Source organism: Comamonas fluminis (assembly GCF_019186805.1).
Lineage (GTDB): Bacteria > Pseudomonadota > Gammaproteobacteria > Burkholderiales > Burkholderiaceae_C > Comamonas > Comamonas fluminis.
Window position 1 is genome coordinate 4225871 of sequence record NZ_CP066783.1, and the last position, 21975, is coordinate 4247845.

Annotated in this window: 25 protein-coding genes; 18 read left to right on the forward strand and 7 right to left on the reverse strand. The window is 61.6% G+C overall.

Annotated elements, in window-relative coordinates; genetic code table 11:
* Positions 1-3: 3 nt before the first annotated feature.
* From JDW18_RS19510 to JDW18_RS19545, 8 genes are all read left to right on the forward strand, one after another.
* Complete coding sequence (locus JDW18_RS19510; RefSeq protein ID WP_218241232.1) at positions 4-789, forward strand: SDR family oxidoreductase; 786 nt, start codon at positions 4-6, stop codon at positions 787-789.
* 27 nt (positions 790-816) lie between these two features.
* The gene (locus tag JDW18_RS19515; protein ID WP_218241233.1) at positions 817-1188 is read left to right on the forward strand and encodes a dihydroneopterin aldolase; all 372 of its coding nucleotides are present in this window, start codon (positions 817-819) and stop codon (positions 1186-1188) included.
* Positions 1182-2180: a tRNA 2-thiocytidine(32) synthetase TtcA gene (ttcA, locus tag JDW18_RS19520; RefSeq protein ID WP_218241234.1), complete on the forward strand. Its 999-nt coding sequence runs from the start codon at positions 1182-1184 to the stop codon at positions 2178-2180. The genes JDW18_RS19515 and ttcA overlap by 7 nt, the downstream gene beginning before the upstream one ends.
* Positions 2181-2263: 83 nt before the next feature.
* A complete protein-coding gene (locus tag JDW18_RS19525) occupies positions 2264-2995 on the forward strand; it encodes a DUF4136 domain-containing protein (protein WP_218241235.1) in 732 nt (243 codons plus the stop codon).
* 99 nt (positions 2996-3094) lie between these two features.
* Positions 3095-3598 (forward strand): YjjA family protein, encoded by a 504-nt coding sequence (locus JDW18_RS19530; RefSeq protein ID WP_218241236.1) that lies wholly within the window; start codon positions 3095-3097, stop codon positions 3596-3598.
* 101 nt (positions 3599-3699) lie between these two features.
* Positions 3700-4773: a hypothetical protein gene (locus tag JDW18_RS19535; protein ID WP_246610100.1), complete on the forward strand. Its 1074-nt coding sequence runs from the start codon at positions 3700-3702 to the stop codon at positions 4771-4773.
* 114 nt (positions 4774-4887) lie between these two features.
* Positions 4888-5529 (forward strand): histidine phosphatase family protein, encoded by a 642-nt coding sequence (locus JDW18_RS19540; RefSeq protein WP_218241238.1) that lies wholly within the window; start codon positions 4888-4890, stop codon positions 5527-5529.
* The gene (locus tag JDW18_RS19545) at positions 5513-6697 is read left to right on the forward strand and encodes a DSD1 family PLP-dependent enzyme (protein WP_218241240.1); all 1185 of its coding nucleotides are present in this window, start codon (positions 5513-5515) and stop codon (positions 6695-6697) included. The genes JDW18_RS19540 and JDW18_RS19545 overlap by 17 nt, the downstream gene beginning before the upstream one ends.
* 1 nt (position 6698) lies before the next feature.
* Here the strand turns inward: JDW18_RS19545 and JDW18_RS19550 are convergent, their stop codons facing one another.
* The 4 genes from JDW18_RS19550 to JDW18_RS19565 all read right to left on the reverse strand — a co-directional run bounded on the left by JDW18_RS19550 (position 6699) and on the right by JDW18_RS19565 (position 10225).
* Entirely contained in the window at positions 6699-7127 is a 429-nt protein-coding gene (locus JDW18_RS19550; protein WP_218241241.1) for a hypothetical protein, read from the reverse strand.
* A 133-nt stretch (positions 7128-7260) separates the two neighbouring features.
* Positions 7261-8004, reverse strand: coding sequence for a phosphoribosyltransferase (locus JDW18_RS19555; RefSeq protein WP_218241242.1), 744 nt, complete (start codon positions 8002-8004; stop codon positions 7261-7263).
* A gap of 7 nt (positions 8005-8011) precedes the next feature.
* The gene (locus tag JDW18_RS19560) at positions 8012-9229 is read right to left on the reverse strand and encodes a M20 aminoacylase family protein (protein WP_218241244.1); all 1218 of its coding nucleotides are present in this window, start codon (positions 9227-9229) and stop codon (positions 8012-8014) included.
* Positions 9230-9232: 3 nt separating this feature from the next.
* Positions 9233-10225, reverse strand: coding sequence for a Bug family tripartite tricarboxylate transporter substrate binding protein (locus JDW18_RS19565; RefSeq protein WP_218241246.1), 993 nt, complete (start codon positions 10223-10225; stop codon positions 9233-9235).
* A gap of 267 nt (positions 10226-10492) precedes the next feature.
* On the opposite strand from JDW18_RS19565, the gene JDW18_RS19570 reads away from it, so the two are divergent.
* From JDW18_RS19570 to JDW18_RS19590, 5 genes are all read left to right on the forward strand, one after another.
* Positions 10493-12298: a lysoplasmalogenase family protein gene (locus tag JDW18_RS19570; RefSeq protein WP_218241247.1), complete on the forward strand. Its 1806-nt coding sequence runs from the start codon at positions 10493-10495 to the stop codon at positions 12296-12298.
* Positions 12299-12307: 9 nt separating this feature from the next.
* Positions 12308-13027: an MgtC/SapB family protein gene (locus JDW18_RS19575; protein ID WP_218241248.1), complete on the forward strand. Its 720-nt coding sequence runs from the start codon at positions 12308-12310 to the stop codon at positions 13025-13027.
* 400 nt (positions 13028-13427) lie between these two features.
* Complete coding sequence (locus JDW18_RS19580; protein ID WP_218241249.1) at positions 13428-13622, forward strand: hypothetical protein; 195 nt, start codon at positions 13428-13430, stop codon at positions 13620-13622.
* 391 nt (positions 13623-14013) lie between these two features.
* Positions 14014-14367 (forward strand): hypothetical protein, encoded by a 354-nt coding sequence (locus tag JDW18_RS19585; RefSeq protein WP_218241250.1) that lies wholly within the window; start codon positions 14014-14016, stop codon positions 14365-14367.
* Positions 14368-14486: 119 nt separating this feature from the next.
* Positions 14487-15203, forward strand: coding sequence for an MgtC/SapB family protein (locus JDW18_RS19590; RefSeq protein ID WP_218241251.1), 717 nt, complete (start codon positions 14487-14489; stop codon positions 15201-15203).
* Between the two features lie 134 nt (positions 15204-15337).
* On the opposite strand, the gene ruvB is transcribed toward JDW18_RS19590, so the two are convergent.
* Entirely contained in the window at positions 15338-16444 is a 1107-nt protein-coding gene (ruvB, locus tag JDW18_RS19595) for a Holliday junction branch migration DNA helicase RuvB (RefSeq protein WP_218241252.1), read from the reverse strand.
* A 143-nt stretch (positions 16445-16587) separates the two neighbouring features.
* Between ruvB and JDW18_RS19600 the strand changes: the two genes are divergently transcribed.
* Together JDW18_RS19600 and JDW18_RS19605 are read left to right on the forward strand one after the other, a co-directional pair.
* Positions 16588-17130: a peroxiredoxin gene (locus JDW18_RS19600; protein WP_218241253.1), complete on the forward strand. Its 543-nt coding sequence runs from the start codon at positions 16588-16590 to the stop codon at positions 17128-17130.
* Entirely contained in the window at positions 17127-17561 is a 435-nt protein-coding gene (locus tag JDW18_RS19605; protein WP_218241254.1) for a hypothetical protein, read from the forward strand. The genes JDW18_RS19600 and JDW18_RS19605 overlap by 4 nt, the downstream gene beginning before the upstream one ends.
* A 218-nt stretch (positions 17562-17779) precedes the next feature.
* Here the strand turns inward: JDW18_RS19605 and ruvA are convergent, their stop codons facing one another.
* Complete coding sequence (gene ruvA / locus JDW18_RS19610) at positions 17780-18355, reverse strand: Holliday junction branch migration protein RuvA (protein ID WP_218241256.1); 576 nt, start codon at positions 18353-18355, stop codon at positions 17780-17782.
* A 49-nt stretch (positions 18356-18404) separates the two neighbouring features.
* On the opposite strand from ruvA, the gene JDW18_RS19615 reads away from it, so the two are divergent.
* Entirely contained in the window at positions 18405-19409 is a 1005-nt protein-coding gene (locus JDW18_RS19615) for a PhoH family protein (protein ID WP_218241257.1), read from the forward strand.
* A gap of 93 nt (positions 19410-19502) precedes the next feature.
* Positions 19503-19961, forward strand: coding sequence for an rRNA maturation RNase YbeY (ybeY, locus tag JDW18_RS19620; RefSeq protein ID WP_218241258.1), 459 nt, complete (start codon positions 19503-19505; stop codon positions 19959-19961).
* An 86-nt stretch (positions 19962-20047) separates the two neighbouring features.
* Here ybeY and JDW18_RS19625 read toward each other — a convergent pair whose 3' ends face one another.
* Entirely contained in the window at positions 20048-21028 is a 981-nt protein-coding gene (locus JDW18_RS19625; protein WP_218241259.1) for a Bug family tripartite tricarboxylate transporter substrate binding protein, read from the reverse strand.
* 172 nt (positions 21029-21200) lie between these two features.
* Between JDW18_RS19625 and JDW18_RS19630 the strand changes: the two genes are divergently transcribed.
* Positions 21201-21968: a sulfite exporter TauE/SafE family protein gene (locus JDW18_RS19630; RefSeq protein ID WP_218241260.1), complete on the forward strand. Its 768-nt coding sequence runs from the start codon at positions 21201-21203 to the stop codon at positions 21966-21968.
* The last annotated feature ends 7 nt before the right edge of the window (positions 21969-21975 follow it).

Below are 21975 nucleotides of genomic sequence, written 5' to 3' on the forward strand. Positions count from 1 at the left end.
CGAATGTCCTCACCCACCCGACTACGCACAGTATTGGTGACTGGTTCTGCCCGTCGCCTGGGTCGTGACATGGCCCTGGCTCTCGCCCGCGCGGGATGGCAGGTGGCCGTGCATTACCGTGATTCGCACGATGACGCTATGCAAACCGTAGCTGAATGCGCAGCCATATCGGGCGATAGTGCGGCTTTTGATGCGGATTTCTTTGACGAAGACTCCGTGCGCTCACTGGTGCCCCGCGTGGTGGGGCACTTTGGCCGCATTGATGCCGTGGTCAACAACGCCTCGCTGTTCGAGCATGACGATGCCCAGAGCTTCAGCTATGTGGCCCTGGAGGCGCACCTGCGCAGCAACACGGGCGCGCCCATCCTGCTAGCCCAGGCGCTGCATGCCCACATGCAAGAGCGTGTGGCCGCTGGCGACGATGCCGCGCATGGTGCCGTGGTGAATGTGCTGGACCAGAAGCTGTGGAACCAGAACCCCGACTTTCTGAGCTACACACTCTCCAAAGCCGCACTGGAAGCCGCCAACACCATGCTGGCTCTGGCCCTGGCGCCGCTGGTGCGCGTGGTGGGCGTGGCGCCCGGCCTGACCCTGACCAGCCATATGCTGAGCCAGGAAAAGTTCGAGGCCCTGCACACCATGAGCCCGCTGGGCCGCTCGTCATCGCCCGAAGACATTGCCGCCGCCGTGTGCTTTGCACTGGAAAACCGTGCCATGACGGGTACCACCCTGCTGGTCGATGGCGGCCAGCACTTACAACGCTTTGAGCGTGATTTTTCGATGATGTGAGGCCTCTGGGCCGCACTGCTTTTTTCCATGACTTCCACTTCCGGTCAACAGATTCTCACGCTCAACGGGCTGCGCTTTGATGCCAGCCTGGGCATACTCGCTCACGAGAAACAGGAGCCTCAGCCCATCCAGGTCGATGCCGAACTCAACCTCGGCCCCCAGCCCCTGGCTCCACGCGATGACGATATTCTTCATGTGCTGGACTACCGCAAGGTGCGCCAGATCATCATCGACGAGTGCACAGCAGAGCATGTGAACCTGCTGGAGAGCCTGATCGGCAAACTGGCCCAGCGCCTGATGCAGCTGCCCGGCGTACGCGGCGTGCGTGTGAAAATTGCGAAGCTGGAAATTTTTGACGACTGCGAAGTAGCCATTCGCATCGAAACCGGACAATGGTGAACCCCATGAATGCAGTAAACGACAACCCCTGGATTGCCGAAGAGGCCGAAGCCGCTGACGCAGCCGCCGCTCAAACCGCCGCCGCTGGCGAAGAAGCCGCCAAGCCCGGCAAGATCAAGATCGAGCGCGAACAGATCAAGCTGGAAAAGCGCCTGTGCCGCGAAGTGGGCAAGGCCATTGTTGACTTCAACATGATTGAAGAAGGCGACAAGATCATGGTCTGCATGTCCGGCGGCAAGGACAGCTACACCCTGCTGGACATTCTGCGCAAGCTGCAAAAGCGCGCGCCCGTGAAGTTCGACATCGTGGCCGTGAATCTGGACCAGAAGCAGCCCGGCTTCCCTGAGCACATCCTGCCCGAGTACTTCGAGAGCATCGGTGTGGACTATCACATCGAAAATCAGGACACCTACAGCGTCGTCAAGCGCGTCGTGCCCGAGGGCAAGACCACCTGCGGCCTGTGCTCGCGCCTGCGCCGTGCCATTCTGTACAAGGTGGCCGACCAGCTGGGCTGCACCAAGGTGGCCCTGGGCCATCACCGCGATGACATCGTGCAGACCATGATGCTGAACATGTTCTACGGCGGCCGCATGAAGGGCATGCCGCCCAAGCTGGTGAGCGACGACGGCAAGCATGTGGTGATTCGCCCCCTGTGCTATGTGCCCGAGAAGGACACCACCCGCTGGGCGCAGTACCAAGGCTTCCCCATCATCCCTTGCAACCTGTGCGGCAGCCAGGACGGCCTGCAGCGCGTGGCCATTGGCGAGATGCTGCGCGAATGGGAAAAGAAATTCCCCGGCCGCATCGAAAGCATGTTCCGCGCCATGGGCAATATCGTGACCACGCACATGATGGACCCCCAGTTGCACGACTTCAAGGGCGCCAAGGCTACTGGCATTGCCGACCCGAATGGCGACATGGCGTTTGACCATGAAGAGCTGCCCACCATGGCTGCCCTGCCCGGCGGCATGCAGGTGGTACAACTGTCCTGAGCGGACTTTTGAACCAAAACCGGACTTCATAGTCCAAGCAAAGGCCCATCTTCATGGGCCTTTGTTGTATCGAAAGCATCACCATGAACCTGCGCAACACATCCTTTCGCTGGATTGGCGTTATTGCCCTGACTGCCACGGCCTTGCTTACTGGCTGCAGCACGGTGCGTGAAGTCAACAGCACGGTGCAAAGCTTTTCATCGCTGGGCGGCATTCCTCTGCCGCCCACGTATCGCCTGGAAACCCTGCCCTCTCAGCAAGGCCAGGTGAACTTTCCCGCCGTGGAAGCCCAGGCCCAGCAGGCGCTGGCCCGTGTGGGCATGACGCGTGATGACTCGCGCCCCAGCGTGGTGGTGCAGATCAGCGCCGTGGCCCGCTATGCCCGTGACTACGCCAGCTGGCCCTATTACGACCCCTGGGGCCCGCGCTGGGGCTGGGGCATGAGCTACGGCCGTGGCTTTGGTCGTGGTTTCGGCTTTGGCGGCAGCATGATGATGGACGGCCCACCGCTGGAGTACTACCGTGCCGTCAGCGTCGTCATGCGCGACATCAAGACCCAGCAGATCGTCTATGAAACCTCGGCCCAGCGTCAGGATGTGTGGACGGATGACCCGGCCATCTTCGGTATCTTGTTCGATGCTGCGCTGACCGGTTTCCCCAAGCCGCCGCAAGGTGCACGCAATGTGCGCACGGTGATTCAGCCCGCAGGCATGCCACCGGCCGCACCCGCAACAGCACCTGGAGCACCCGCAACACCGGCCCCATCACCCCAGCCCGTGCTGCCCGCAACGGTGACTCCGGTTCCTGCACGTTAATTTGCAATCTTCCACACCTGTATATTGGCCCGCGTGCTAACGTGCAGCCTCTTTGAACTGCAGCCCCGGCGGCTGCAAGCAATGGAAAGGATGATGGTCATGAAGAAATTTGCTCTCTCCACCCTGATCTGCGCAGCGCTGGCTGCTGGTGCGGTCAGCGCACACGCTGGCGGCCTGGGTGACGCACTGCGCGGCCAGTTGGGCGGCGGCAGTGCCGCGGAAAGCAGCAGCTCCTCGGGTCTGGGCGGACTGCTGGGCAGTGGTTCGGGTGGCAGCGCAGTAGGCGGCTCTTCCGCACTGTCGGCACTGGGCCTGGGTGGCCTCACCGGCTCTGGCACTGCCAGCAACGCAGCCGGCGTCATCACCTACTGCATGAAGAACAACTACCTGAACGCCGACAAGGCGGCCGAGGTCAAGAACCAGCTGCTGGGCAAGCTGGGCCTGGGCCAGCAGGAGCAACCCAAGGATCAGGGCTATCAGGACGGCCTGATGGGCATGATCAAGGGCAACAACGGCCAGAGCTTCAGCATGGACAAAATCAAGAGCAACCTGAAAGAAAAGGCTTGCGACTTTGTGCTGGACAACGCCAAGTCACTTATCTAAAAAAGATAGCAGATAGCGCTTGATACATAAGCGCTGCACCCCTAAAAGGCTTGCACTATTTGTTGCAGGCCTTTTTTTCATGGCGCATAAGATAAGCGGCCATGAGCCCTGCAAACTTTGAAATTTCCGCAGACCTGCTGGCCTTGCTGCGCCAGCCCTTGCCTCAGACCCCGGGGCAAGACCCAGCCCAGGCCTTCTTTGCCCAGCCGCAGATGCAGGCGTTCTTGCAGCAAGCCCACCAGCCTGCACAAACTGCCGCCGCTCTGCAGGCCTGCGCTGCATTGCTGCCAGAGCTGCCAGCCCAGAACGCGGCCTTGCTGGCACTGATGGGCGGCTCGCTGGTTGAAGATGGTGCAGACCCCAGAATTCTGTTTCCCGTCTGCCTGCAGTTGCTCGATCACTGGTTGCAGCAACTGCAGCCCTTTTGCGCAGCCGATACCCGCGCAGACCCGGAACCTGACCCGCAGGACATTGAAATCTGGCATCAGGTGCAGCAACGCCTGCAGGCTCTGCCCGCACCTCAGCGCGCCGGAATCGAAGCCTTGCAGCAGGCTGTTGAATGGCTGGTGCTGCCGGTGATGACCATGGTGCTGCGCGATGAAGGCAACCACGCGGCGTTCATTGCACAGACCCGTCTGCAAGCCATGCTTGAGCCCATGTACTGCAACGACAGCCTGCCGCTGGAGCAGCTGTACTACCCGATACAGGCTGCCGCCATCAGCTACGAGGACGAGCTGGTCGTGGTGCTGCCAACCTCCCGCACCGGCTTTGTGGCCAGAGTGCATGCGGCCAACAATGGGTTTCATGCGTTTTCAATGCTGCAAGGCGTGATTCGCGCACATGCCAAGGCGCTGAACATTCGGCCTGCGCTCCTGACCAGTCCAACCAGCCATGCGGAGGAAGAAGACTCAGACTCTGCACTGTTTCAGTGGCTTCAGGCCAGCGCTTATGCACAGGGCACACTGGTCAACCCCATGGCCTGGGCCTTTGGCGAAGCACCCCTGCGCAGCTTTGCCATGCGCCACGGCAAGCGTGTGCTGATTGCGCTGGACAGCGACAGCGGCCCGCGCCGCGGCTGGTCGGGCTTTACCAGCCCCTGCCATGATGCACAGAACCCGCATGCAATCTTCAAGCGCTATCTCAGCCCTGTGGAAGTCGCCGCATTCCTTGCGTAAGCCATCAGCACCCGCTGGCATTTGTGCAGCAAAGCCCAAAACATAGGCTAAGACACACTTTGTTTGCAAGACAATGGCAGCCTAAGAACAACTCACGCTGAACGCGTCATAGCCATGCATGCCACGCGCATCATTGCCATCCGGCACGGAGAGACAAGCTGGAATGTCGATGGCCGCATCCAGGGCCATCTGGATATTCCTTTGAACGACATCGGCCTGTGGCAAGCCGAGCAGGCCGCCCAGGCGCTGGCCGATGAAAGCATTGCCGCCATCTACAGCAGCGACCTGCAGCGCGCCCATGTCACGGCGCAAGCCATTGCCCGCACCACAAGCGCGCCGCTGCACACCGATGCCGGCCTGCGCGAGCGCTGCTTTGGCGACTTTCAGGGCCGCACCTTCAAGGATGTGGAAGCCAGCCAGCCTGAAGACGCCCAGCTCTGGCGCACCCGCAACCCCGCCTATGCCCCGCCCGGAGGCGGCGATTCCCTGCTGGCCCTGCGCGAGCGCATCAGCCGCACCGTGGACCGTATTGCCAGCCAGCATGAAGGCGAGCAAATTGTGCTGACCGCCCACGGCGGCGTGATGGATGTGCTGTACCGCATGGCCACACGCCAGGATTTTCAGACCCCGCGCACCTGGGAGCTGACCAACTGCGCCATCAACCGCCTGCTGTGGACACCGGAAGGCCTGTCTTTGGTAGGCTGGGCAGATACCGCACACCTTCAGCAAGGCAGCCGAGATGAAGCACATTCCTGAACACCTGCAAGCTCTGGTCGGCCAGGCCGTCAAACGCATAGACACGCCCGCCCTGGTCATAGACCTGGACGCCATGGACCGCAACATCGAGCGCATGGCCCGCTTTGCTCAGCAGCAAGGCGTGCTGTGGCGCCCGCATGCCAAGCTGCATAAATCTGCACATATCGCGCACCTGCTGGAGCACGCCGGTGCCATCGGCCACTGCGTGCAAAAAGTGAGCGAAGCCGAAGCCCTGGCCGCAGGCGGCATCACCAATATTTTCATCAGCAACGAAGTCATCGCCCCCGGCAAGCTGGCGCGCGTGGCTGCGCTGGCCAAGGCCTTGAATGCACAAGGCGGGCGTCTGGCCATTTGCGTGGACAGTGAAGAAGGCAGCACCCGCCTGGCCCAGGCCATGCAGGATGCGCAGGCGGGCGACGCGGCCATTGATGTTCTGATTGAAATCAACGTGGGGCAAAACCGCTGCGGTGTAGAGCCCGGCGTAGACGCCGTGCTGCTGATCAACGCCATCAAACCCCATGCCAGCCTGCGATTTGCAGGCCTGCAGGCCTACCATGGTGGAGCCCAGCATTTGCGCAGCGCAGAAGAGCGCAAGGCTGCCATCGAGCAGGTGCTCAAGCTCGTCAACCGCACCCGCCATGAGTGCGACCACGCCATGATTCGCATTCCGCTGATTACCGGCGCAGGCACCGGCACCATGGTCAACGAAGCGGCCAGCGGCGTGTATGGCGAAATCCAGCCCGGCTCATTTCTCTTCATGGATGCCGACTACGCCGCCAACCAGCGCGACGCGGCCCAGCCCATGTTCGAGCATGCGCTGTACGTCAAAACCCAGGTCATGTCCGTCAGCGCTGACCACGCCGTCTGCGATGCAGGCCACAAGGCCCACGCCATTGATTCCGGCCTGCCGCGCCTGCACGCTCTGCCAGCAGAAAACGCGCTGCGCTTTGCCAACGGTGGCGATGAACACGGCGTGCTGCACCCCGACGCCGAAGCAGGCAACACCAGCGGCTGGCTGCCAGCTCTAGGCGATACGCTGTGGCTGATTCCCGGCCACTGCGACCCCACCGTGAACCTGCACGACTACATGATTGGCGTGCGCGGCGGACGGCTCAAGGGTGTGGTCGAGCGCATCTTTACCGTGGATGGGCGTGGCGCTTTAAGCTGATTCAGTCCCAGCAGACGGACAGCACCGCATAACCGGCCGACGGCTCGGGCGCGTTGCAGGGTTTGCCATAGGGCCAGCCTTCGATGACGCCATCGGCCTCCAGCCCGCCTATCCATGCCTCAGCCTCGGCAGCGCTGGCCGTGGTGAAGATATGCACGTTTTCTGCAGGCGGGAAGCCATCGGCAAACAGCGGATGATTCCAATCGTCATGCAGCCCGACCAGTACGCGCTCCACCTCGGGGCGCTGCGCGATCTGTGCAAAGCGCGCATACAGTTCGGCCATGGGCGGACGACCGTAGCCCCATTGGTTGGGCGCCAGCGATTCCTCGTCGGCATTGCCGTCGAAGAACAGCCGATAGTCCACGGCCGGCGGCGGATCGCAGTCCTGCAGCGCAGCATCGGCCAGCAATGCCTTGAGTTCAGCAAGCATGAAAATCTCCTTAATGGGAGAAGCAGCTTAACGCAGCGCTAGCAAACCCATAGTAGCTAGCGCATACACATACTAAGTTTCAACATCAAACAACGATGAAACCCAGATTGCAATGGCACTGACAGCTATGCAATCAGGAGCCTTCGGGCCACCAGCCGTCGGCGCGGCGCTCCATGCGCGGGCAGTCATAAGCGCCCACCACGGGGATGGCGCTGCCATCGATGCGCAGCAGCTTTTGCTGCCACTGCGTGCCCTGACGCATGGCCACGGCAATTGCAGCCACTTCTGCGCCGCAACGCTCCAGCAGCTTGATGCCAGAGACCATGGTCGTACCGCTGCTGACCGCATCGTCCACCACCAGCACGCGCTTGCAGGCAATCAGGCTCAGCTGGTTCGGGTCGATATACAGCAGCTTGCCCTTGCCCGGCGTGGTGATGGAGCTGACGGGCTCCGACAACTCATCGCGGTACCAGTATTTGCGTGAATAACCCAGCGGCACATAGCGGCTGTGGCCCAGATGCTTGGCCACCAGCGGCGCAAAAGCCAGGCCCAGCGTGGGCAGGCCCACCACCACATCAAAAGCATATTGCTTTGCAGCCTCGGCCATGTGCAGCGCCAGCTGCTCCACCACTTCCATCGATGCCTGGTTGGCAATCAACGAGGCCACACAGCGCTCTGGACTGGAAGGCATGCCGCGCAGCGGCAGCACCAGATAACGGCCATCGGGCAAACGCGCCGGGTAGCTTTGGGCATAGGGCGGCAGCGGCGACTGGCTCAGCTCTGCCTCGGTAACGATGGATTGCCAGTAGTCGGTGGTGGCGTCAAAGCCGGGCAGGTTCTGGCCGGAGAGGTCGGCCACGGATGCAATTTCACTCATACAAAACTCAGTCGTGGCGCAGATAGGTCTCTGCCAATTTCACCCAGTACGAAGCAGTCACGGGCAGCAAGTTGTCGTTGAAGTCATACGCTGCGTTGTGCACCATGCAGCCACCTTCGCCCATGCCATTGCCCACGATGAAGTAGTTACCGGGGACTTGGTTCAGCATGATGGCGAAGTCATCGCTGGCCTGCAGCGGCTGCAGGTTGGGAATCAGCCATTCCTCGCCCAGAAATTCACGCGCCACGCCCACTGCAAAATCGGTAGCGGCCGGTTCATTCATGACGGGCGGGTAACGCCATTTGTAGTCCACCTCGGCCGTGGCGCGGTGCACAGCGGCCTGGGCATGGGCCATGGCGGTGATGCGCTCGCGCAGCTGCTGGCGCACTTCGGGGCAGCGCGCCCGAATTGTCACGCGCAGCTCGCAGGTTTCGGGAATCACATTCGGTGCATCGCCCGCATGGATGGCACCAATGGTGACCACCGCCATGTCATTGGGGTCGATCTCACGCGAGCGGATGGTCTGCAGCGCCAGCACCAGGTGCGAGGCCACGACGATGGGGTCCACCGCCACATGGGGCATAGCACCGTGGCCGCCCTTGCCGCGGATGGTAATGATGGCCGTGTCCGAGCTGGAATACATCACGCCCGCGCGAAAGCCGAACTGGCCTGCGGGGTAGCCGGGTTCGTTGTGAAAGGCGTAGAGCGCGTCGCAAGGGAACAGCTCAAACAGCCCTTGATCGACCATCTTCTGCGCGCCGCCATGGCCTTCTTCGGCGGGCTGAAAAATCAGATTGATGGTGCCGTTCAATTGGTCTTTGCACTCTGCAATCACCTTGGCTGCCGCCAGCAGCGTAGCGGTGTGGCCGTCGTGGCCGCAGGCGTGCATCTTGCCGTCGTGGCGGCTGGCGTACGGCAGGCCGGTGGTTTCACGGATGGGCAGCGCATCCATGTCGGCGCGCAGGCCCAGGCGTTTGCCACCTTCGTGGTTGCCACAGCGCAACTGTCCCACCACGCCGGTATCGCCCAGACCACGGTGCACGGTGTAACCCCATTCGGCCAATTTGGCGGCCACGATGTCGCCCGTGCGGTGCTCTTCATAGGCCAGCTCAGGGTGGGCATGCAGGTCGTGACGCAAGGCCAGCATGTCCTGCGCAATGGCGGCCACCTCAGGCAGCACGGGCGGGTGGATTTCGGCGTGGACGGGGTTCAGCGGTGCGGCCATGGCTTATTCCGCCTGGATATGGGCGGATTTCACGATCTGGGCATAGCCCGCTTTTTCCTTTTTCAGGAACTGCACAAAGCTGGCCTGCGTGCCGGAGCCTGGTGTGGCGCCGCCGTCTTCCAGTCGCTTTTTTACCTCGGGCAGCTTAAGCACGGCGTCCAGCTCAGTCGCCAGACGGATGACTACGGCCTGCGGCGTCTTGGCGGGCACAAACAGGCCTGTCCAGGTGTTGAGGTCAAAGCCCTTGAGTTCTGCTGTCTCGCCAAAGGTCGGCACATTGGGGATGGCATCGATGCGCCGGGCCGATGTCACGCCCAGACCTTCGAGCTTTTTCTGCTGAACCATGGGCACGGCGCTGACCGTGGTCAGCATGCCGATATCGACCTGACCACCCATCACATCGCTGGTGATCTGCGCGCCGCCGCGATAGGGCACATGCACCAGCTTGATCTTGGCGCGCTCCTGCAGCATTTCCATGGCCAGATGCAGCATGGTGCCCACGCCCGATGTGGCATAGGTCAGCGAGCCGGGCTTGGAGCGGGCCAGCGCAATCAGCTCGTTCAGATTGTGGGCAGGCAGGCCGGGGCGGGCCACAGCCACCACGGGCGCAATCGTGGTCAGGCCCACAGGAATCAGATCTTTTTCAGCGTCATACTTGACGGCAGAGTTCACCAGTTGGGCGATGCTGATGGGGCCATCAAAACCCATCAGCAGGGTGTAACCGTCAGCAGGAGCCTTGACGGCCTTGCTCACACCCAGCACGCCACCGGCACCGGGCACGTTGTCGATAACGACGGACTGGTGCAGCCGCTCGCCCAGCTTCTGGCCGATCAGTCGGGCCGTGGTGTCCACATTGCCGCCCGCGCTGAAGGGCACAATCAGCGTGATGGGCTTGGCTGCGGGCCATGCATTGCCCGATGCCATGGCGGCAGTAGCGGAGAAACCTGCTGCCAGCAAAGCGGCGGCAGCAACAAAAGTGCGACGAGGTGTGGGCATGGGCATGCAGCAAGAGATCAGTCCCGCTGGCGCCCAAGGCATGTCCTGGTATCGCAGCATCGCTGTACAGGCCGGTAAATTTGAATACGCCCTCCGGCAGATGGGCAGGCCTGCAATTATCCCAGAGCACCTCAGTGCTTGCCATAACAGGAAATACTTAGCAATCCTGATTCACCCTTGAGCCTTCAAACATTCCAACCCGCCACCCCATCGCGCTAGGGTTGACGCCAAGCCTGCAGGCAAGGCACGACCTCAGAATGGAGGTCCATGCCCACACCCAGCCAAATCATTGTTCTGGCCAGCCCGGTTTTTTTCGTTCTGATTGCGATTGAGTGGGCCATCAGCCTCAGACGCGGGCGCAACGCCTATGCACTGGCCGATGCCATCAGCTCGCTGAACCTGGGGGTGCTGAGCCAGACCAGCGCCGTCTTCACCAAACTGCTGACGCTGGGCATCTACACCTTCGTGGCCAGTCATGTGTCGTTGATAAAGGTCGATGTGTTCTGGACCAGCCTGCCCGGCTGGGTGCTGGCACTGGTCTTCTACGATTTCTGCTACTACTGGCTACATCGCATGGGCCATGAAGTGAGCGTGCTGTGGGCGGCCCATGCCGTGCACCACCAAAGCCAGGCCTACAACCTCTCCACCGCACTGCGCCAGACCAGCTCTGGCGCGCTGCTGGGCTGGGTGTTTTATCTGCCCATGGCTTTGGCGGGCGTGCCGCCGCTGGTGTTTGCCGTGGTGGGGCTGATTGATCTGCTCTACCAGTTCTGGGTGCATACCGAGCAGGTCAAGAAGCTGGGCTGGTTCGACCGCTGGTTCTGCGCACCCAGCAATCACCGTGTGCATCACGCCGTCAACGACCGGTATCTGGACAAGAACTACGGCGGCATTCTCATCATCTGGGATCGCATCTTTGGCACCTATAAAACAGAAGATGATGAAGAGCCCTGCGTGTATGGCACGCGCGGCCTGCTGCAGAGCTGGGACCCGCTATGGGCCAATGTCAGCGTCTACCGGCAGCTGGCGCATGACAGCTGGCATGCCCGCAGCGCGCTGGACAAGATTCGCGTCTGGCTCAAGCCGCCGGGCTGGCGCCCTGCCGATGTGGCGCAGCGCTTTCCCAAGCCAGTGTTTGATCTGGACGCTCACCGCATCATTTATTCGCCGCCCATGAGTGCGCCACTGCGCTGGTTTGCCAGCGTGCAGTTCACCGCTTTGATCGCGGGCACTGCCGTATTCCTGTGGCAAGCCGATCAGGCACCGCTTGCCACCAATCTGATCTGGTTTGCCGTGCTGCTGACCGGACAATGGGCTCTGGGCGCGGCCATGCAGGGCCGCATCAGCCTGTGGATGGCGCTGATGCTGCAAAGCGGCGCACTGGCCACCGCCACGGCTGCGCTGGAATTGCATGAATGGCACCGGTTTTTCAAGCCTGCCACCATGGTGTTTGCTCTTGTTTGCATAGCTGCTTGCGCTCAATCTGTAAGCACATCAGAGCAAAAAGCCTCGACAAGAAAGACTGCACTGCTGGCAGCAGCTATTGTTTTTTCACTCGGTGGTGATGTCTGCCTGATGCTGGATGGGCTGTTCATCCCCGGCCTCGTCAGCTTTTTACTGGCCCATGTCTGCTACATCGTGCTGTTTGGCAGCGATGCGCGCTGGTTCACCGACCGCCGGGCGCTGTGCGGGATTGCCGCCATTGGCATCGCCATGTATGCCTATCTCTGGACCCATGGCCTGCCCAGCGCCATGCGCGCGCCTGTGGCGGCCTATGTCTGTGTCATCGCGCTGATGGCCGCCCAGGCCTGGAGCCGCCATCAGCAGCTGTGCACACGCAGTTCATTGCTGGTGGCACTGGGCGCCAGCTTTTTCATGTTCAGCGACTCGGTGCTGGCCATCAACCGCTTTGTGCAGCCCCTGCCCTGGGCCGCCATCTGGGTGCTGAGCAGCTACTACATCGCGCAGGCACTGATTGTGGCGGGCTGCCTGATGAGTTACCTGAATGCACGAGAGAAAATTCAGCCCGCACATACCGCATCTGCAATATTGGCGAACGCCCCTGCGTCATAAGATTCGAACATGCTAATTGCCCAGCACCTTGCGCTCACCGATATCCTGGACTCGCTACTGAGTCTGGTGTTTGCATTCACCTTTGGCACAGCCATCGGTGTTGAGCGGCAACTGCGCCAACGCACCGCAGGCCTGCGCACCAATGCACTGGTCGCCATTGCAGCCGCCGCTTTTGTGGATCTGGGCCTGCACCTTCAAGGCCCTCAGGGAGCCAGCTATATCTCCGGCTATATCGTCTCGGGTGTAGGTTTTCTGGGCGCCGGCGCCATCATGAAAGAAGGCGCCAACATCATGGGCCTGAACACCGCCGCCACGCTCTGGGGCTCCGCCGCCGTGGGAGCCATGTGCGGCGCAGACCTGTGGGTGCAGGCGGGCCTGGTTACCTTCTTTGTGCTGGCCGCCAATACGCTGCTGCGATACCTGGTTCTCTACATCAACACCCGCCCCACCAGCACCGACGACACCGAGGCCAACTACCACCTCTATGTGGTGTGCGAGCGCGCCACGCTGGCCCAGACCCTGTCCAAACTCCAGCAGTTGCTGGACAGCTCCGGCTACGCCGCACGCTCCACCGAAAAGCATGCGCTGGGTGCCAACGACACCGAAATCGAGGTGCTGTTGATGACTACCATTGCCCGCGCCGAGCAGCTCAACGCCATCACCACCGAGATGGAGCAGGTCAGCGGCGTCAAAGGCGCTTTCTGGCACACCAGCCCCTTGAACGGCTAGGCCGCGCAGCACAACGCCGAGAGGCCCAAGGGTTGACCCCAGGCCTCTTGGCGGCGATAATCGCAGGATTGCAAATTCAGGAGTCCCCACGTGGACAGTGCCAGTTCAACCAGTGATTTATCGCCTGCCGCAATGGCTGCGAATCTGGTTCGCTGACAGACTCCCTCAGGATCGGGGAGTGGTCATCGACCCACCCGCTCCATGCTTCTCGCTCGCATCCTCCCCCCCTGCTTCCAGGCCTTCAGGTCTTGCAGACGCGTGCCATTCTTGATGGCAAGCTGCCAGCAGTGCTGATGCAACACTGAAAAATCGACATGTTTTGCGCGGCTGTTTCATGCCCGCAAGCGAAGCTGTTGAGAACTTGTGCGTTCCGTTCCTGCCCGACAAGAAGGAGTACGCCATGCGCCATCAACTCACACGCCTCATGTGCCAGTTTCGCCGCCCAAGCCAGACGCAGGCCACTGCCATGCCTGCGCCGCTGCGCACGCCCCAGGTTCTGGAGCAAGCGGCGGTGCTCGACGCCCAGACCCACTGGCCCACGCACCGCATTCGCAGCTTTTTGCTCACGCAGCGCGCTCACCGTCGCGCCGACTGAGCTGCGCACATGACCCGGCCCGCGCCCGTTTGGCTGCGGAGATTTTTCAATCTATCGAGGAACACGCATGGACCCCGACCCTAGCCGATCTTGCTGCACACCTGCTGCACACGCGCAGGTGTCTGCCATTGCTGCGTGCGTGTTCGCCGGCCAAAGCTGGTGCGCGCACCCATTGTTCTCACACGCCCTGAGGGCCGGTTGCATCAGCACCACGGACTGAAGTCCCTGGCTGACTCCGGCCGCCACGGCCTATAAAGAGCGGCTAACACCACCCAGCAAACCGCAGGTTTGCTTTTGAGACGAGGCGCGAAGCCGTAGGCAGTACAAGAGTACGACAAGGCGAAGCAACGACGTATCAAGGGTTGTGTTAGCGGCTCTAAGGAGTTAGCCCATGCGACACCTTCTGCAGCCCAGCCTGCGCTCAATTCATACCGCTGCCCATCCACAGCAAGGCCTGCAACAGGCTGTTGTTCGCGCACTGGAGCTTCGCCACACCGAGGTGCTGCGCCACCTGGGGTCGAATCGTGAAAATGCCGAGTTTGCCTCCGTACTCGCCGCCCTGCCCGCACGCCAGCGTGACGATGCTCTGTCGCTGCTGGAGCCGCGCCAGCGCGAATCCGTGCTGAACCAGCTGCCCCGCCAGATGCGCCACCAGTGGCGTGGCGCAGGCCTGTCCACAGGCACACGCAGCACCCGCCCCAAGACCTGGCTGCGCGGCCTCTATCGCGCATTCAAGGCAGATTGACAAAGCAGCCCTCCCAACTCAAAACCCAGCTGTCATCTGAAAGCTCTATGCTCCTTCCCCGAGCTGGAGCCCAGACAGCTCGCCTGTCACCCCAACGTTCAGAAGAAACCGCTCACCCCATGCAAGCCCTGCAAAACTTTCATCTGCTCTCAACGCTGAACACCATCCTGTGCCTGACGGTAGCCTTCATCTGCGGCAGCATCATTGGTCTGGAGCGGCAGATTCGCCAGCGCACTGCAGGCCTGCGCACCAATACGCTGGTTGCTGTGGGCGCTGCCGTTTTTGTGGATCTGGCCATGCGCATTTCGGGGGCTGACGGCTCCACGCGGGTGATCTCCTATGTGGTCTCTGGCGTGGGCTTTCTGGGTGCGGGCGCCATCATGAAAGAAGGCGCCAACATCACCGGCCTGAACACCGCCGCCACGCTGTGGGGGTCTGCCGCCGTAGGTGCCTGTGCAGGTGCGGGCATGCTGCCCGAGGCGGCCATTGCCACCCTGTTTGTGCTGGCCAGCAATACCTTGCTGCGCCCCGTGGTGAACTACATAGACCGCCACCCCGTGGCCGAGCATGCCAGCGAAGCCACCTACTACGTCTATGCCATCTGCCAGCGCGATGTGCAGGCTGATGTGCGCGAACGCATGCAGGAGCTGCTGGACACCGCCAACTACCCGGTACGCGCCGTTTCCAAGCACGATATTCCGCCGCAGAACTGCGAGATCGAGGCCGAGCTGTTTGCCACCGCCGTCCACGCTGATGAGCTGGACCAGGTGCTGACCCAGATCGAAGCCATGCCTGGTGTGATTCAGGCGTTTTGGAACGCGGGACCGCAGAACTAAGGCCCCCCCTGAGCCGCTTTGCGGCTTCCCCTGGCCGGGCGCCCCCCCGAGGGGGACGACATCCTCGCTGCGGGGCGGCCCTTGCTCGATGTCTCTCGCATGGGGCGCGCCAGTTTTTTGAGTTGCGGCCCTGCTTACGCCGCTGAATCGTCTGTGGGAGCCTGCAGGCCCAGATGCAGATACGCCGCCTTTGTCGCCATGCGACCGCGTGGTGTGCGCTGCAAAAATCCTTGCTGAATCAGGTAGGGCTCAATCACATCTTCGATAGTGCCGGACTCTTCGCCAATGCTGGCGGCGATATTGTCCAGGCCCACCGGGCCACCATCAAAGCGGTGCACCACGGCTTCCAGCAGCTTGCGGTCCATGATGTCAAAGCCTTGCGGGTCCACATCCAGCATGGCCAGTGCCTTGTCGGCAATCTCGCGGGTAATGCGGCCATCGCCCTTCACATCAGCATAGTCGCGCACGCGGCGCAGCAGGCGGTTGGCGATACGCGGCGTGCCGCGTGAACGGCGGGCAATTTCAAAGCAACCCTCTTCATCAATGGGCGCATTGAGCAAACCGGCGCTGCGCTTGACGATGCGCGACAGCTCCTCGGACGTATAAAACTCCAGCCGCGCCACAATGCCAAAGCGGTCACGCAGCGGGTTGGTGAGCATGCCCGCGCGCGTGGTCGCCCCCACCAGCGTGAAGGGCTGCAGATCCAGCTTGATGGAGCGCGCCGCCGGGCCTTCGCCAATCATGATGTCGATCTGATAGTCCTCCAGCGCCGGGTAGAGGATTTCCTCAACCACCGGGCTCAGGCGGTGAATCTCGTCGATGAACAGCACATCGTTGGGCTCAAGATTGGTGAGCAGCGCCGCCAGATCCTTGGGCTTTTCCAGCACCGGCCCGCTGGTCTGGCGCAGGTTCACCCCCAGCTCGGCCGCGATGATGTGGGAAAGCGTGGTCTTGCCCAGACCGGGGGGGCCGAACAGCAGCACATGGTCTAGTGCCTCGCTGCGCTTTTTGGCCGCGCCGATAAAGATTTCCAGTTGCTCGCGGGCTTTGGCCTGGCCCACATATTCGTCCAGCAGCTTGGGGCGCAGCGCACGCTCCAGCGCCTCTTCGCCCATGGTCGAATGCCCGGCCGACACCATACGCGGCTCGCTGGCCTCGGGTTCGGTCGCCTCACCTCGGGCCTTGCGCGTGGCTCTGGCGGGAGCGGGGCTGGCCGCAAATTCGTCCATTTGAATCGTCATGGCGGCAATTGTGCCCTAAGCCCGACATAAACACTGATTAAAAATACAGGGTTAAACAAAATCCCACAGTTGATATGCGCACTCGCGGCAAGCAGGCGCCTGACTTGCGCACAATGGCTGCAATGGATTTCAGGAGCCTTCCCATGCGCTTTCACACCCTGGCCTGCACGGCCGCTCTACTTTGCCTGTCTGCCGCCGCCCAGGCTGCGCTCAAGGTGGGCGACACCGCCCCAAATTTCAGCACGCCCGCCGCTGTGGCAGGCAAGGCGTTTGACTTTGATATGAGCGCAGCCCTCAAAAAAGGGCCGGTGGTGCTGTATTTCTTCCCCAAGGCCTTTACCCGTGGCTGCACGGTGGAAGCCCATGCCTTTGCCGAGGCCACGCCCCAGTTCAAGGCCATGAATGCCACGGTGGTGGGCATGTCGCACGACGATATCGACACGCTCAAGCGCTTCTCCACCGAAGCCTGCCGCGACCAGTTTGCCGTGGCCTCTGACCCCAAAGCCCAAACCATCAAGGCCTACGACGCCGCAGCCGCCGCCAACCCGGCCATGGCCGACCGCATCTCTTATGTGATCGGGCAGGACGGCAAGGTGAAATTTGCCCTCACCAGCAGCGACCCCATGGCCCATGTGCAGCAGACCCAGGCCGCCGTCAAGCAACTGCAGAGCAATATCAAAAAATGAGCTGCTACCGCTTACCCATCAAGCGTTTGATGGGTATTTCATGCTTGATGCTATGGGGTACGGTACAAGCCCAGAACGAGCACCAGCCATCCCCCGAAGCTCGCGCCTTTGCCGACCGCATGATCACCTGCAACAGCCATGCGCTTCTGCTTTATATGTACGCACAGGGTGAAGTTCCAGCCTCCGTGCCCCAACGTGCGAAGTACCGCGATCTGGCCGACGCAGCAGCAGGCGAGAGCTATGTGGCCGATCGCCTGGCCAGCGCAGACGAGATGAAAAAAGCCCTGCAAGAGCTGGAGCCGCTGCTCAACACCAAAAGCATTGAGGGCCTGACCGAGGAACAAAAAGACGAGCACACCTATGCCGTCTGGTCCAAAGTCATCGAACGCTGCAACGCCACAGCCGCCAAGCCCCCGGCAAAGAGCAAGTAAGCCCAGCAGACTCAACGCCACTCACCCCGGCCTGCTCACCAGCTAAGGCTTAAAGCCGCCCCTTTCGCAAGAGACAGCAAGCGCCGCCGCGCAGTAAGGTGACAACCGCCGCCCCCCCCGATCAGAGACGCCAAGCAAGAGCCGCCTCGCGGCGAAGGCGTCGTCCCCCTCCGCGAAGCAGAGAGGGGGAAGGCGCGCAGCGCCTCAGGGGGAGACCGTCATTTCGTCAAGGCTTTCAAAGCCAACTTGATACCTTCTGACACCCCCACATCCGGCGGCAGCTTTTTCAACGCCGCAGACGCTTCCTTGTCCGAGTAACCCAGCGCCATCAACGCCTGCTGAATATCGTTCTGGTCGTTGTTATTGCTGAACAGCGACTGCGCGCCCGTGTCGGCGCCAATCTTACCCTTGAGCTCCAGCAGCAGGCGCTCGGCCGTCTTCTTGCCAATGCCGGGCACCTTGACCAATCGCCCTGCTTCCTGCTGCGATACCGCATCCGCGAGATCATCAATGCTCATGCCGCTGAGCACCGCCAGCGCCATGCGCGGGCCAATGCCGGTGATCTTGATGAGTTCACGGAACGTCTGGCGCTCGCGGGCCGTGGCAAAGCCGAACAGCAGCTGCGCATCCTCACGCACCACAAAGTGGGTGAGCAGCGCCACCTTGCTGCCGTTGGCAGGCAGGTTGTAGAACGTGCTCATGGGCACTTGCACCTCATAGCCCACGCCGCCGCAGTCCACCAGCACCTCGGGCGGGTTTTTTTCCAGCAGCGTTCCAGTCAATTTGCCTATCATTGAAGTCCTTTGCCGCACCGTGCGGCCATTCTTTTGAGAAATTATCCGCGTGATCCTGCGCCATACATTCACACCCCATAACAACAACCGCCTGACGCACCTGTGCGGCCCGGCGGATGCGCATCTGCGCACCATCGAAGTCGCACTTGGCGTCAAGATCGCTCACCGCCATGAGCAGTTCAAGATCGATGGCCCCAAGGCCAAGGCCAACGAGGCGCTCGAGCTGCTGCAGGCCATCTACGAGATTGCCGATGACGTGGTCGCCGACGATACCCTGCAACTGATGCTGGCTGGCGACACCGACATGCTGGAAGCGCCGCTGGACGCCCCGCAGCTGACCACGCGCCGCGCCGACTTGCGTGCCCGCACGCCCAACCAGGCGCAGTACCTGGACAACATCGCCAAGCACGACATCACCTTCGGCATCGGCCCCGCAGGTACCGGCAAGACCTATCTGGCCGTGGCCTGCGCTGTCGATGCGCTGGAGCGCAGCGCCGTGCAGCGCATTGTGCTGACCCGCCCCGCCGTGGAAGCGGGCGAGCGCCTGGGCTTTCTGCCTGGCGACCTGAACCAGAAGGTGGACCCGTATCTGCGCCCGCTGTACGACGCGCTGTACGACCTGATGGGCTACGAAAAAGTGCAAAAGGCCTTCGAGCGCAATGCGCTGGAAATTGCCCCGCTGGCATTCATGCGTGGCCGCACGCTGAACAACGCCTTTGTGATTCTGGACGAAGCCCAGAACACCACGCCCGAGCAGATGAAGATGTTCCTCACCCGCATCGGCTTTGGCGCCAAGGCCGTGGTCACCGGCGACGTCAGCCAGATCGACCTGCCCAAGGGTGCGCCCAGCGGCTTGATCGATGCCGAGCGCGTGCTCAAGCGCGTCAAAGGCATTTCCATCAACCACTTCAACAGCTCTGACGTGGTGCGCCACCCGCTGGTGGCCCGCATTGTGGACGCCTACGACGCCCGTGGCCGCGTGACCGAAGGCACATCCGCGCCCAAGACACGCACCCGCACGGCCCGCCCGCTGCCTTCGGCGGACGAGCTTTAAGCAAACAGGACGGATGCCCGGAAACAGTCCGGGCATCCGTCGCTTCAAACTTCATAGCTGATTGCGCTTATTTAATAAGGGCTACAAGCCAAAATGTCTTTAAATCAACTGCAACTGTCGCTGCAATTCGGCCCCAGCGCCGAAGCCTCAGCCCACCGCGAGCTGCTGACGCGCAGCAAGGTCACCACCTGGATTCGCCATGCACTGGCCGTGGATGCCGAAATCACCGTGCGCATTGTCGACACCGAAGAGGGCCAGAAGCTCAACCTCGCGTACCGCAAAAAAGACTACGCCACCAATGTGCTGACCTTTGACTACCAGCAAGAACCCACCGTGATGGCCGACCTGGTGCTGTGCGCCCCCGTGGTGGAGCGCGAGGCCAAGGAGCAGAACAAGACGCTGGAAGAGCACTACGCCCACTTGCTGGTGCATGGCACGCTGCACGCCCAGGGCTGGGACCATGAAACCAGCGAGCAAGATGCCGAAGAGATGGAGGCCTATGAGACCGACATCATGAAAGAGATGGGGTTTGAAGACCCGTACGCGAAGTAATACGCCAAACGCGATTCGCTATCAAAAACAAAGCAGCCTGCGCAAAGTACACCTTGGCAGGCTGCTTTTTTATGCTTGAACGCTGCTTACTCGACGCTCAAGCCAATGGTGCGCACCAGCTGCGCCACGCGCACATCTTCAGTCTTGATCTGCTTGGCAAAGACCTGCTGGCCTTCGCCCACGGGCGTGATGCCTTGCTGCAGCAGGCTCTTGCGCAGCTCGGGGTCTTTCAGCGCCTTGTCGGTGTCCTGCGCAATAGCCTGCACCACGGCGGCGGGCGTGCCCTTGGGGGCAAACAGGCCAAACCAGGCACCTGCTTCAAAGCCCTTGTACGTTTCAGCCAGCGTCTGCACCTGTGGCAGCAGGGCGTGGCGATGCAGGCCAGACACAGCCAGCGCCGTCAGCTTGCCGCTTTGAATCTGCGTCAGCGCCGGAGCCACGGCAATCAGCATCACATCGACCTGACCCGCCAGCACATCCTGCAGCCCCTGCGGGCCGCCGCGATAAGGAATATGTGTGGCAAAAAAGCCTGCGCGCTGCTTGAACTGCTCCATGGCCAGATGCTGGGCACCGCCCGTGCCGGATGACGCGTAGTTGATCTTTCCGGGGTGGGCCTTGGCGTAGCTCACAAAGTCCTGCACCGTCTTAAAGCCCTTTTTCGGGTTGGCCACCAGCACAAAGTCGGACTGACCCAGCTTGGTCACCGGCACCAGATCGTTCTTGACGTCATAAGGAAGGTTGCGCTGCACATTGGGCATGATGGTGATGGCGCTGTCGCCGCCTACCAGCAGGGTGTAGCCGTCAGCGGGCGATTTGATGACCGAATCCACCGCCGAGACACCGCCCGCCGCGCCCTTGTTTTCCACCACAACGGCCTGCTTCCAGTCCTTGCTCACCACATTGCCCACCTGGCGCGCGAGCAGGTCAGGCGCGCTGCCCGCACCATTGGCCACCACCAGCTTGACGGAGCGAGCCGGAAAATCCTGCTGCGCCATGGCTGCACCCTGCACACAGGTCGCGGCCAGCAAGGCCCAGGCGGTGCGAGAGAAAAATCGGGGCAGATTCATGGCAAAACTCCTTAACAACAGGAGTGATTGTCAAAACAAGGCTTTATTTCTCAAAATATTTTTATTTGATTTTTAAATACCAAAAAATCATTAGAGAGGAACAAACCTCCCCGGAACCTCTAAGATTGGCAAATAAAACGGCGCTCAGCGCCAAAAAACCGGAGACAAAAACATGGAAAACCTGGGCCACCTCGCCCTGCTGCTGGCCGCAGCCTTCGCGGCAGGCGCACTCAATGCCGTCGCAGGCGGCGGCAGCTTTCTGACCCTGCCTGCGCTGGTCTTTACCGGCGTGCCGCCCGTAGTGGCCAATGCCACGGGCACCGTGGCCCTGTTACCCGGCTATATGGCCGGTGCCTGGGGCTTCAAGGACGATATGGCTGCGCCGCCCGGCCTGTCGATGAAGCAGGTGGTGGTGCTGTCGCTGATTGGCGGCTCCGCCGGTGCGGCGCTGCTGCTGTTCACGCCCGACGCCACCTTCCGCAAGGTCGTGCCCTGGCTGCTGCTGGCCGCCACCGCCATGTTTGCCTTTGGCCCGCAACTACGCGCCTGGGCCTCCCGCAAAACCGCTGACACAGATGCTGTGCCCTCCATCGCCAAAGCAGCCGTGGGCATGCTGGTGGTGGCTATTTATGGCGGCTACTTCAATGGCGGCCTGGGCATTTTGCTGCTAGCCCTGTTTGGCCTGCTGGGCCAGACCCAGCTCAACGCCATGAACGGCATGAAGAATCTGGTGTCCGCCCTGCTCACTGCGATTGCCGTGGTCATCTACGCCGTGGGCGGCATTGTGGAATGGAAGCAAGCCCTCATCATGATGGTGGCCGCCACACTGGGCGGCTACCTGGGCGCCCGCGTGGCGCGCAAGATTCCTGCACACATCATGCGCTGGGGCATTGTGGCGACGGGGCTGGTGATGGCGGGGTTGTTCTTCGCCAAGGGCTGATTCAGCC